Origin of the sequence: Desulfonatronospira sp. MSAO_Bac3 (assembly GCF_003838035.1) — a bacterium.
GTDB classification, from domain to species: Bacteria; Desulfobacterota; Desulfovibrionia; order Desulfovibrionales; family Desulfonatronovibrionaceae; genus Desulfonatronospira; species Desulfonatronospira thiodismutans.
Window position 1 is genome coordinate 1 of record NZ_QYZY01000347.1, and the last position, 12,264, is coordinate 12,264.

Sequence of the window (12,264 nt, forward strand, 5' to 3'; positions counted from 1 at the left end):
CTGAATATCAGGCTTGCCAGGTCCCTGATGAATCTATCGGTTATCACCTCGTCATCTGGAAGCTCCTCCGGCTCCCTGGGTTCCACCGGATCCTCGGGCTCTCTTTCCAGGTGCTCCCTTAAAGGGTCCAGCCCGGTGACATCCACCGGGTCATCCGGCTTTTCCACCGGATGCATGGTAATATCGGGATCATCCGGCTCAACCGGAGGCTCGCGAAACTGATAATACCACACCAGGGCCCCCGCGCCCAGGATAACAATGGCCAGAACAGCTGAAATCAGTACTTTTTTGCCCATAAATTTTCCCTCCCGGGAAAAACTGCCTTAACAGGCAGCAAGCATTGAATTAATCATAACCATTCAGGGGGTGCCGCAATCACGCCTCTGGCGTGAGTACCAGGAACTACAACTGAGTGCCCCCTGAATACTTGCAATTTATCTATACCTGAAAAGCAGTATCCTGCCAGGAAACAGGTATCCTGACCTTTTTCCCGGCCTTGTTCTTAAACATAAGATAACCCTTATCCCGCCCGAAAAGATACAGGTCCCGGGTAACGGACACATCCTGGCGGCAATACTCGACGATTTTGTCCAGTTCGCCTTCTTTCCACCACTTCAGGGCCATAAGGCCGTTGGCGGACTTGTTCGTCCCCAGGGTATGCCTGGCCAGGTGATCCAGGGAAAGGCGGTGTCCCAGCCTGGCCTCAATCTCCCTTAACATGTCCAGGGTGGGCAGAGAAGAAAAATCATAATCCGATAACCCCTGCAGGACCCTGTAGTCGAATTTGAGCAGGTTAAAGCCCACCACAAGGGAAAAGTCTTCCAGAAATGACCCAAGATCGGCTGCCTGTTCCTGGTCAAAGGTAACAAACTCCTGGTTCCTGGAATCAAATACCACTGCAAAGCTGACCCCCATGCGGTGGCAGTTGCCCCATCCACCGACTTCCTGTGCCGAATACCTGGTTTCTATATCTAACACGGCATAGGGAAGTTCTGCCTGGTCACTCTTTGTGTATCCGCTGTCAATTTCCATAGAGCCTTCATCAGTTTCAATCCTGCAGGAAACATCCTTTCTCTTTGCCTCCCCGCACCGCTCCCCGGCAAGCACTGCCAGCATGTGCATGGCTGCCTCCTTGTCCAGGGGCCTGTTGCCTGATCCGCACTTGGGAGAATGAATACACCCGGGACACCCGTTTTCACAGGTACACGAAGACAAAATCCCCATGGCCCTGGCCACAAGCCTGTCCCCCAGTTCAAAGGCCTGCCTGCAAAGGCCGATACCCCCGGGAGTACCATCGTAAATAAATACTGCCCCCTTATGCAATTGCTCATGCACAGGGGATGCAATACCGCCCAGATCATTGCGGTCGGTCAAAATGATCAGGGGCATGCACCCGATGAGGCCATGTTCCAGTGCATGCAGTCCCCCCATGAAGTGCAGCCTGCGATCTTCCACATCGCGGCGCACCTGGCTGTCCAGGGTAAACCACATCCCCTGGGTCTCGAAAACCAGCGGAGGCAGATCCAGGGGGATAAGCCCGATGCGGGCCTGTCCCCGGACAAGTCTCTTCTCATAGGCGCTCACATGTTCGGTTACCTTGAGCCGGCCCAGGCAGAGTTCTCCGGCGGCTGTAGCCCTGGTGGCCTGCACCTCTACAATTTCAGTGTATTTCTCGGTGATGGGCCTGGTATAATAGTTTGCTTCCGATTTTGCCGCGTAAACGGCAAAGGTCTCCAGATCCAGGTCCTGAACCACGTAAGTCTCGCCCATATGCAGGTAGACAGCTCCGGGATGGGTTTCCTTGAAGGCCCTGACCCCGTCCACTTCCCCCAGGTACTCCCCTGTGGAATGCTCAAAAATATTATAGGTCTGTCCTGTACCTCGAAGATCCACGTCCTTGTGCGGATACCTGGCCCGGGTATAGTAAAAACTTCTGTCCCGCGAAGCCAGCAACTCGCCATCTTTTTCCAATGATTTAATACACTTTCCAGCTTCATTGTCCAGCATCATTTCCTGCAGTGCAATGGGTTTTTCTGCTGCGGCGCATACCAGGTGTCTGCGCATTATGCTGGGATTGTCCGGATTGATGACCGCACTTTCCGGCTCCAGACTGAAAAATTCCCGGGGATTTCGAAGCAGGTACTGATCCAGGGCGTCCTCATGCCCGATGAGCATGATGGCACTGTCTCTGCCACTTCTGCCCACCCTTCCCCCGCGCTGCATGGTGGCCATAACCGATCCGGGATAGCCCACCAGCAGACACAGGTCCAGGTGGCCGATATCAATGCCCAGCTCTAAGGCACTGGTGGAAACAACCGCCAGAAGCTCGCCAGAGGCAAGCTTCTGCTCGATCTCCCGGCGCTGTTCCGGGAGAAACCCGGCCCTGTAGGCACTTATATATTTCTTAAGCCTGCCGGCCCGCTGGGAAGCCCACATGGCAATGAGTTCGGTCATCTTTCTGGACTGGGTATAAACAATTGTGCGCAGGCCAAGCTCCAGGGCCTTCTGCAGAACCCGGATGGCACTCTGGGCCGCGCCCTGCATCTCGGGATCCAGAAGCAGAAAATGCTTTTTACCGGCAGGAGCACCCCCTTTCTGGATTACTTCCGGCTCATGTCCGGTCAGGGCCGAGCAGAGTTGTCCCGGGTTGGCTATGGTGGCTGAACTGAATATAAATACCGGTTCACGTCCGTACTGGGCGCAGATGCGCCTCAGCCTTCGAAACACCCAGGCCATGTTGGACCCCATAACCCCGCGATAGGTGTGTACCTCGTCCACAACTATATATTTGAGCGCGGAAAAAAACTTCTGCCAACTGCGGTGATAGGGCAGAAAAGAACGGTGCAGCATATCCGGGTTGGTCAGGAGGATATTTGGAGGTTTACTCCTGATCCTGGCCCGGGCCTGGGGGTCGGTATCCCCGTCGTAGACTGCAGAATCAACATGAACCTTGCCTGCCAGCAACCGGGCGAATTCCTCCAGGCTGGTCAGCTGATCCCGGGTCAGGGCTTTTAGGGGAAAAAGATAAAGGGCTCTTGAGGCGGGATCGTTTATTATGGATTCCAGGACAGGGATGTTGTAAATAAGAGATTTGCCGCTGGCAGTGGGCGTGGCCGTGACAACGCTCCGGCCCTTTCGAACCAGGTTTACCGCCCTGGCCTGGTGGGTATAAAAATTTTCGATGCCTGATTCTGTCAACACCTGCTTAAGGGGAGGGGGCAGTCCCTCAATGCCGGAAAATTCGGCTTCTCTGGCCGGGATTTCCTTGACAGCCACTGTGGAGAGCCCCTGCAGGTCTCCCTGGCCCATCTGCTGCAATAACTCGTCAACACCGGGCATTTGAGCTTGTCTCGTACTCACTTGGGCTGGATATTGTACTTCTTTAGCTTGTACTGCAAAAGGCTCTTGGAAATATTCAAGAGCTCCGCTGCCTTAACCTGGACAAACCCGCTTTTAACCAGGGCTCTTCTGATGAGCGCCGCTTCGATCTTTTCCAGGGTTCCGGACAGTTCCAGTTCCACCGGCAACAAATCCACCGCGCTCTTGAACTGGGCCTCTTCGTCCTTGATTTCGCTTGGCAGATCCTCCACTCCTATTTCTTCCCTGGAAGCAAGCACCATGCAGCGCTCCACCACGTTTTCTAACTGGCGCACATTTCCGGGCCACTCGTACGCTGTAAGATATTCCAGGGCCTCGGGGGCGAATTTTTTTAGTTCCTGCTGGTTTTCAGAGGAAAATTTCTGCATGAAGTGTGCAACCAGAACCGGAATATCCTCACGCCTTTCCCTGAGGGGGGGCAGGTTTATGCCCACCACGTTCAGGCGGTAGTAAAGGTCCTCGCGAAACTCCCCCTTTTCCACCGCCTGCTTGAGATCCTTGTTGGTGGCTGCCACCAGCCGTATGTCTGCATGAATGGTTCTGGAACCGCCTACCCGCTCAAAGGCCTTTTCCTGCAGCACCCGCAGAAGCTTCACCTGCAGATCCTGGGAGAGCTCGCCCACTTCGTCCAGAAACAAAGTCCCCCCGTCGGCAAGCTCGAACCTTCCCTTCTTCATGGCGGTGGCCCCGGTAAAAGAGCCCTTTTCGTGTCCGAAGAGTTCGCTTTCCAGGACCCCGGGACTTAAGGACATGCAGTTGATGGAGATAAACGGACCTTCCCGGCGCGGGGAAGAATAGTGTATGGCCCTGGCTATGAGCTCCTTGCCAGTGCCCGATTCCCCGGTAATCAACACCGTGGACCTGCTCGGCGCCACTTTGGACACCATCTGCAGAACCTCCCGGATACTTCTGCTGTTGCCCACCAGTTTGTGCGGCCCGTACTGCTCCGCCAGGGTCTGGGTCATGAGCCTCTTTTCCTGCTCAGACTTGGACAGAAGGGCCGCCTTGCGTACAGAGAGCATGAGCTCGTCATTGGAAAAGGGCTTGGAGATATAGTCAAACGCCCCGCAGCGCATGGCTTCCACCGCCCCGTCAATACTGCCGTAGGCGGTCATGATGAGTACCGGGATCTGGGCATGGTGCTTCTGGATATGCTCCAGTATATCCTGCCCGCTTATCCCGGGCATTTTCATGTCCGTAATAACCACGTCCACCTCGGACTCATCTAAGTAGTCCAGGGCCATCTGTGGATCATTCAGGGCTGTGACGGTATACCCCTCTTCCTCTAAAATGGTTTCCAGGATCAGAAGATAATTCTTTTCGTCATCTATAACCAGAATATGGCTGTTCATGTCTTTCTCGAGCCTAACGGCTTTGCTGACTGTTCTGTTGGGTGCTGAACCGCACTTGGACGCTGGCTCCGCCCTCGGGGTTGTTACTGATATAAAGCCCTGCTTCATGGTTTTGCAGGATCCCGGCCACAATGGCCAGCCCAAGTCCGGTTCCGGTATCCTTGGTGGTGTAGAAAGGCTCCAGATACCTGTCAATCATGGTAGGCTCGAACCCGGGGCCGGTATCGGTCACCACCACCAGGGGTGCATCATCCCAGGTGATCTTCACCCTGATGACGCCTCCCCTCGGTGTGGCCTGCAGGGAATTTACGAAAATATTGTAAAAGGCCCGGTAAAGCAGGTCCTTGTCCCCCATGACATGCATGTTCTCAGGAAAATCCTTTTCCAGGGTTATATCATGCTTGTCCAGCTCAGAGCCCATAAAAGAGATCAACTCATTCCATATGCGCACCAGGTCCACCTGGTCCAGCTTGGGCTGCTTGGGCCGGGCATAATCAAGAAAATCGTTCACAGTCTGACTGAGTCTCTTGGACTCGTCAAATATGGCCTCTAAAAGCCTGGCATCCGCCGAGCCCTGCTTTTTGGCCCTGTTGTACAAAATCTCGCTGCTGCTGCGGATAATCCCCAGGGGGTTTCTTATTTCATGGGCGATGCTGGCCACCATGCGGCCCATACTGGCCAGTTTCTCATTTTGATGCAGCTCTTTTTCTAAGCGTTCCTTTTCGCGTATCCTCTGGTCCAGCACCTTGTCCGTGCGCAGTATGATCATGTACAACAGGAAAAACAGGACAAGGGAAAAAGTAAATGACCCGATAATGATAAGCCACTGAAAATGGATTACCGATTCATAGTCCGAGGTAATATCCTGGTGGAATTCCAGTATGCCCATGATGGGCTCATCCTTGACCCCAAGAGTTCTTTCCGCCCGCAGGGGATATACAGTCTTGAGCACGATGGAATCAGGCTCCAGGCTGAACCTGAACATGGCCTGCCAGCTGGAGATATTTTTCTTGAGTTTGAAACTATGGCGTCCATGCTCAAAGGTGGAGGCCACAAGCCTGTCAGCAAGTTCATCCTGTCCCACCAGATCCTGGTCTGTAGAATAGGAAACCACCCCCTGGTGGTCATATATACTCACATCCAGCACATGAAAACTGTGTATGGTGGAACGCACCACCTGGTCCAGACGCTCGTACTGCGCTTCCTGGCGCAGTTCTATCCGGCCGAATCCAAGCACCGTGGGCAGGGTGAACCTCTGATATATCTGGTGGTTCAGGTTTTCCGCCAGGAGCAGTGCAAACTCATGGTTTTTATTGATTATAGCCTCCCGGGCATAGTTGGCTATAAAAACCGACAGGGCGAGACTGGAGGCCAGGATGATAATCAGGGAACTCCATGAGAGGAACTTAACAAAAGGAAACGGCTTCACCGGATCAGAGCGTATAAGAGATCTGAACAACCTGGAACACCTGCCTCAATTCATATAATTTAAGATTCATCACAACTGTTCATAGCTCATTGTTTTTGCTGCCCCCCTTAAAATAACTACAATGCCAGTTCAATTATTTCAGAATATTGCTGTCACACAATCTTGTCATTTTATGAGTACAGCACGGTCTACTCCCCTCCTTGGTTAAGGAGGGGCCGGGGGTGGTTGGTTCTAAATGATCACTTCCTTATTATCCAGATACTCGAATGTTTCTGTCACACAAGCTTGTCATTTTATGAGTACAGCACGGACCACTCCCCTCCTTGGTTAAGGAGGGGCCGGGGGTGGTTGGTTCTAAATGATCACTTCCTTATTACCAAGTTACTCGCAGATCAGGTCCCGGGCCGCCCTCGTGAGACACTGACTTCTGCCCCTAAGCCCTGAGCCCGGCCAGAAAACCACCCAGCCTCTGCAGGCAGTCCTGCAGCACCTCGTCGCCCACAGCATAGGAAATACGCACACACCTGTCGTCGCCAAAGGCCTTGCCCGGCACCAGGGCGATCTTTTCCTTCTCCAGCACAGCCTTGCACAACTCCGTGGAGCTGTCCACCCGGTCATTGTAGAAGGCATCCACCCTGGGAAAAAGGTAAAAAGCACCATCAGGCCGCGGGCATACAGCATCCTTCCAGGAACCGATTATTTCCAGGGCCAGGTCCCGACGCCGGGCAAAGCTGTCGCGCATTGTCTCCACCATCTCGAAGGACCCTTCCAGTCCGGCCAGGGCCCCTTTCTGGGCAAAAGAACAGACATTGGATGTGGACTGCCCCTGTATTTTGCTCATGGCCTTGATTAAATCCTCATGGGCCAGGATGTAGCCTATACGCCACCCGGTCATGGAAAATGTCTTGGATAGGCCGTTGACTACGGCCACGCCATCAGGATGCTTTTTCCAGAAACTGCAAAGAGAGGACATCTCTGCCGGAGGATAGACCAGTTGATCATAGACCTCGTCGCAAATGACAAAAATATCCCTGGAAACGGCCCAGCGGGCGATATCCTCAAGTTGTGCCTGACTGTAATGACACCCTGTGGGGTTGGAGGGGGTATTTAATATAAGCACCCTGGTCCTGGAAGTCACGTATTTCTCCAGATCTTCCTTTTTAACCAGGAAATTGTCTTCCGGCTCCGTGGGTACGATGACCGCAGCGCCCTCTGCCAGCTGTACCATGTCCGGATAACTGACCCAGTAAGGACCGGGGATCAACACTTCGTCCCCGGGATCAACCAGGGCCTGCAGAAGATTATAAAGACACTGCTTGCCTCCGTTGGAAACTATCACCTCGTTTTGCGTACACTCAATACCATAGGTCCTGGAAAAATATCCAGCCACAGCCCTTCTCAGTTCCGGCATGCCGGGCACAGCGGTATACCTGGTAAATCCCTTGTCCAGAGCTTCCTTGGCAGCGGTTACTATATGATCAGGGGTTGAAAAATCCGGTTCTCCAACCGCCAGGCTGATTACATTTTCGCCTTCAGCACGCATCTCCTGGGCCTTAGCGTTTATTGCCAGGGTTGCCGAAGGTTGAATACTCAAGACTCTTTTGCTAAAGTTCATTTTTTCATGCTCCCTTAGAAATGGCTCAATGTTATTGATCAACACTTTAAAACCCCGGTTAATGCAAGCAAGTATCAAGGACTTACTGCTTCGCATCCGGCCGGGCGGACAGTGCACGTCGCTGCCACAACTGAAAAACGGATAGTATAATAATAAAACTTTCGTTGAAGGTAAATGTTTATTTGCCCCGACGTACCGGAGGAAACCAGTGAAGGTATTAAGAACCCCAAATATGGAAAGATGCATAGGGTGCTACTCATGCTCCCTGGCATGCGCCAGGAATGTATACAAATCCCTGTCCTGGAAAAGAGCTGGCATTCAGATACGCTCATCCGGCGGAATCAGCACGGGTTTCGAAGCCAGGGTATGCCTGGCCTGCGATCCTGCTGCCTGCGCAGCGGCCTGCCCCACCGAGGCCCTGCGTCAAAGACCCGGCGGAGGTGTTTTCTTCAAGCAAAATAGATGCATCAACTGCGCAGAGTGCTCCAAAGCCTGTCCCGTGGGTGCCATATACTTTGATCCCGTGAGGGAAACGCCGGTGCTCTGCATCCACTGCGGCAGGTGCGTTTCTTACTGTCCCCACGAATGCCTGGAAATGGTGGATACCGCCAAGGAGAAAAAATAATGACAAGCAGCTTCAAAGTAATGGTGGTGGATCTTGGCAAAAACAAGTCCTCCCTGGAATATTTCGATGCCCGCCGGGAATGGATCGGAGGCAGCGGCCTGGCTGCCGGTCTTTTCAGTCATTTCGGCCTTCCCGGCGAAGACGCATTTCATCCGGATCAGCCTCTGATTCTGGCCATCGGACCCCTGACCGGCTACTTTCCCCTCATGAGCAAGACCATCATGGGATTTATGTCCCCCTACAACAACCAGTACGCTGAGTCCCACGGCGGTGGAAGATCCGCCCTGGCTCTAAAATTTGCCGGATACGACGCCCTCGTCGTCCGGGGAAAGGCTGAAAAACCCACCTGTATCGGGCTGGGCTCCAGAGAAGTTCACATACAGGACGTGCACTTTTTAAAAGGCATGGATATATTCAAAACAGGCAAAAAGATGCGCAGCCTGAAGCCCACCAATCCAGGGCACAGAAGCATCCTGCGCATCGGCCCCGCCGGGGAAAACCTGGTGCGCTACGCCTGCGTAAATGTAGACACCTATCGCCATTTCGGCCGCATGGGCAGCGGTGCGGTCATGGGAGCCAAGAACCTCAAGGGCATCATCCTGTCCGGGGACAGCCACGTGGACCTGGATCCTGACCTTAGCAAGGAATACAACAAGGTCTACAAGGATATCTATAATACTGTGGTGCAAAGCGGGGCCATGCGCAAGTACCACGACCTGGGCACCCCGGAAAATATCCTGCCCCTGAACGAATTGCAGGCCCTTCCCTGGCGCAATATGCAAAGCACTTATGATGAAAATGCCGGGGGTATATCCGGGGAAAAGTTCGGCCAGGACCAGCTGTTAAGGCAGGTGGCCTGTGCAGGATGCCCTGTGGGATGCATTCATATAGGTCTCTTGCGCGAACGCTTCGGCCAGGAGCACGAATACCTGTACCGCCAGGTTTCCTACGACTACGAACCCATCTTCGGCATGGGCACCATGCTTGGAGTTGACACGGCCCCCGGGGTTTTGACCCTTTTGGAGGACGTGGAAAAAATGGGACTGGATGCCATCAGTGCCGGGGTTGCCCTGGCCTGGGCCACCGAAGCCCTGCAAAAGAAAGTCATCACCAGGGAACATACCCTGACAGACCTGGAGTTCGGCAATGTTCAGGCTTACAGGGAGGCGCTGGATCACCTGACCCGGCAGCCCAATGAGTTTTACCAGGCACTGGCCGGGGGAACCATGAAAGCCGCAGAAAAATACGGCGGCGAAGATTTTGCCTGCGTTCTGGGTCAGGAAATGGCCGGGTATGCCACCGGGGAAAACTACTTCGTCAGCCAGGCCTTAGGGTTCAGGCATTCTCATCTGGACACCGGAGCATACGGCCTTGACCAGGAACAGGACTCCAGAAACATAGACAAAGCCATAGAATATATGCAGGATCAGGAGGATTACAGGGTCCTTATGTGTTCCATGGTCGGCTGTCTCTTCGCCCGCAAGGCATATCCCAAAGAAAATATTCTCAGGGCCTTGAATTCCCTTGGATATGATTATACACAGGAGGAACTGGACGCCTGTGTGGAAAAGATCAAGCATCACCGCTGGGCGCTAAAGTTCAGGACCGGATTCAAACCTGAAGACGTCAAAATTCCATCCAGGTTCAAGGAGATAACCACCTGGAAGGGCAAAACAGACCCGGAGTATATGGACAAGCTTAAAAGTAAATACCAGGAAGTACTCCGGGAAATGGCCAGTGCGCACGAAAAGAGGCAGGGAGAAAATCAATGAACATTTACGAAATGGTGGCCCGCTCCAGGAGCTATCGCCGCTTTTACGAGAACTACAAGGTCAGTATGGAGACCCTGACTTCCCTGGTTGATCTGAGCAGGCTTACTCCGTCTGCGGCCAACCTGCAGCCACTCAGGTACATCATCAGCAATGATCCTGTAACCAACGGGTCCATATTCGAAACCCTGACCTGGGCAGCATACCTCAAGGACTGGCCCGGTCCGTCAGAAGGAGAAAGGCCCTCGGCCTACATAGTGATCCTGGGAGAAAAGAAACATTCCAAGACCGCTGCCTGGGACATGGGCATAGCCGCCCAGACCATCATGCTGGGTGCAACAGAGGCCGGTCTGGGGGGCTGCATTGTAGGCTCCATCAAGAAGGAAGCCCTGTCTGAAGCCCTGCAGGTCCCTGATGAACTGGAAGTCCTCCTGGTCCTGGCCCTGGGCAAGCCCAAGGAAATGGTCCTTTTGGAAACCCTGAAGCCCGGACAGGACATCAAGTACTGGCGGGACAGCAGAAAAGTGCACCACGTACCCAAAAGGCCCCTGGAGGAAGTACTGATAAAAAGCTTTGAAAGACAGGAAGAACAGTAGAAACTTTCTAATCCTTAAGTTCCCGGGGCGGGCAGCTCCCCGCCCCTTTTTTTGATACAGTCCTGCCCTTTTCTCCTGCAACTAGATCAATATATCTTGCGCTGGCTGAAACTCGTCCCCAGTACGCTGAAGGTGTTTTCCACTATGAATATGGCCTGCGGGTCCACGGAAAAAACGGCCTGCTCAAGTCGCTTGAGCATGATATTGTTGGTTATGGCCATGATTATATTCTTGTCCTGACCGGTATACCCCCCTCTTCCCCTTAAAAAAGTCGTCCCGATCTTCAGCCTGTGCATCAGGTCTTCTGCAATTTCTTCGTTTTTATCTGAAATCACCAGCACCAGCTTTCTGTTGTTGAACATGCTTAATGTGTATTCCACGATATAGGACATGATGAATACAAGAATAAGTGAAGCAATCACCAGATCAATGTCCAGGATCAGAAGACTTATTGAAAACAAAAAGAAGTTGAAGACAAAATAAAATTTTCCGATTCCAAAATTAAATTTCTGATTAAGCATGATGGCTATTACGTCCAGCCCGCCGTTGGATCCCAGGGACCTGAGGACAATGCCGCAGCCGAACCCTCCCATGGCCCCTGCGGCGATGGCCGCATACAACTGGTCCTGGATACCCAGGTCTATGCTGATCCCTTCATATGCCAGAGTTGCCACCACCATGGCAAAAAGGCTGTAACCGAAAAACCTGCGGCTCACATAAAGCCAGCCCAGGACAAAAAGAGGGATATTGATCAGAAAATAAAGCACCCCCGCAGAGATTACAGGCGTGGAATAATATGTAAGAAGGCTTACCCCGAATGCCCCACCGGGAATAAACTTGTGATGTACCATTATCCCCTTGAGGGCTATGGCAAAGATTACAGAACCTAGGGCAATAAGCAGAAGGTTCCACCAGATGGTATAAGTAAATCTTAGAAGATACGAGGACATGTCCTCCTCCTGCAAAAATCATTTCAAAACTGTTGACTTTTTCTGCCGCATGCCGGTGCCTCAGTAAAAAACACCCGAACTGTTACAGAACCCAAAAAACAAAGGCCCCCGAAGGCTGCGCAAGCAACCCAGGGAGCCGTGAAGACTGCCGGCATACGTGTTCAGAAATTTTACCGATTTTTCTCATGACCGGTCAAGGAAATTATCCCACGTGCCTGCTTTTTAAAAAAGCAAAAAAATGCTGGCTATTTTGATTTTGCTCAAGTAATATACATACGAGTAAAAAATTTGTAACTATTCACCACCTGAGGACGAGTAGCCAGGGTCCGGCTGATCCCCACCGCTGATCGACTTTTTTCAGCTTCTTCGTTCGGCACCAGCCCTTTGTCCCCCGGGAGGAAGAGAATTAATGTAACCATTCAGGGGGTCCTCGGTGGTGATTACTGGCACGAGGCCTGGGGACTGTCCCCCGCTAAGTATCGGCTGTGTTTGTACACAAAACTTCGCGTCTGTAATTTTTGTAATTGTGCGTAAAAGGTGTCGCGGGGAC

General features: G+C 52.7%; 9 protein-coding genes. 3 read left to right on the plus strand and 6 right to left on the minus strand.

Going from position 1 to position 12,264, the window contains the following annotated elements; all coding sequences use genetic code 11:
- From D5S03_RS12240 to D5S03_RS12260, 5 genes are all read right to left on the minus strand, one after another.
- On the minus strand, positions 1–296 hold a 296-nt coding region (locus D5S03_RS12240; protein ID WP_287044222.1), incomplete at its 3' end, for a hypothetical protein.
- 142 nt (positions 297–438) lie between these two features.
- Positions 439–3,339: a DEAD/DEAH box helicase gene (locus D5S03_RS12245; protein ID WP_287044223.1), complete on the minus strand. Its 2,901-nt coding sequence runs from the start codon at positions 3,337–3,339 to the stop codon at positions 439–441.
- Between the two features lie 17 nt (positions 3,340–3,356).
- Positions 3,357–4,730, minus strand: a complete 1,374-nt coding sequence (locus tag D5S03_RS12250) for a sigma-54-dependent transcriptional regulator (protein WP_008870662.1) — start codon at positions 4,728–4,730, stop codon at positions 3,357–3,359.
- A gap of 13 nt (positions 4,731–4,743) precedes the next feature.
- Positions 4,744–6,189: an ATP-binding protein gene (locus D5S03_RS12255; RefSeq protein WP_008870663.1), complete on the minus strand. Its 1,446-nt coding sequence runs from the start codon at positions 6,187–6,189 to the stop codon at positions 4,744–4,746.
- A 403-nt stretch (positions 6,190–6,592) separates the two neighbouring features.
- Complete coding sequence (locus D5S03_RS12260; protein WP_008870664.1) at positions 6,593–7,774, minus strand: pyridoxal phosphate-dependent aminotransferase; 1,182 nt, start codon at positions 7,772–7,774, stop codon at positions 6,593–6,595.
- 208 nt (positions 7,775–7,982) lie between these two features.
- Between D5S03_RS12260 and D5S03_RS12265 the strand changes: the two genes are divergently transcribed.
- From D5S03_RS12265 to D5S03_RS12275, 3 genes are read left to right on the plus strand one after another with little or no spacing between them, the layout of a single operon-like run.
- Complete coding sequence (locus tag D5S03_RS12265) at positions 7,983–8,399, plus strand: 4Fe-4S dicluster domain-containing protein (protein WP_008870665.1); 417 nt, start codon at positions 7,983–7,985, stop codon at positions 8,397–8,399.
- Positions 8,399–10,171: an aldehyde ferredoxin oxidoreductase N-terminal domain-containing protein gene (locus tag D5S03_RS12270; protein WP_287044226.1), complete on the plus strand. Its 1,773-nt coding sequence runs from the start codon at positions 8,399–8,401 to the stop codon at positions 10,169–10,171. The genes D5S03_RS12265 and D5S03_RS12270 overlap by 1 nt, the downstream gene beginning before the upstream one ends.
- Positions 10,168–10,764 carry a nitroreductase family protein gene (locus D5S03_RS12275; protein WP_008870667.1) on the plus strand — a complete coding sequence of 199 codons (597 nt, stop codon included), beginning with the start codon at positions 10,168–10,170 and terminating at the stop codon, positions 10,762–10,764. The genes D5S03_RS12270 and D5S03_RS12275 overlap by 4 nt, the downstream gene beginning before the upstream one ends.
- Before the next feature lie 86 nt (positions 10,765–10,850).
- Here the strand turns inward: D5S03_RS12275 and D5S03_RS12280 are convergent, their stop codons facing one another.
- A complete protein-coding gene (locus tag D5S03_RS12280; RefSeq protein WP_008870668.1) occupies positions 10,851–11,714 on the minus strand; it encodes a YitT family protein in 864 nt (287 codons plus the stop codon).
- Positions 11,715–12,264 lie beyond the last annotated feature (550 nt).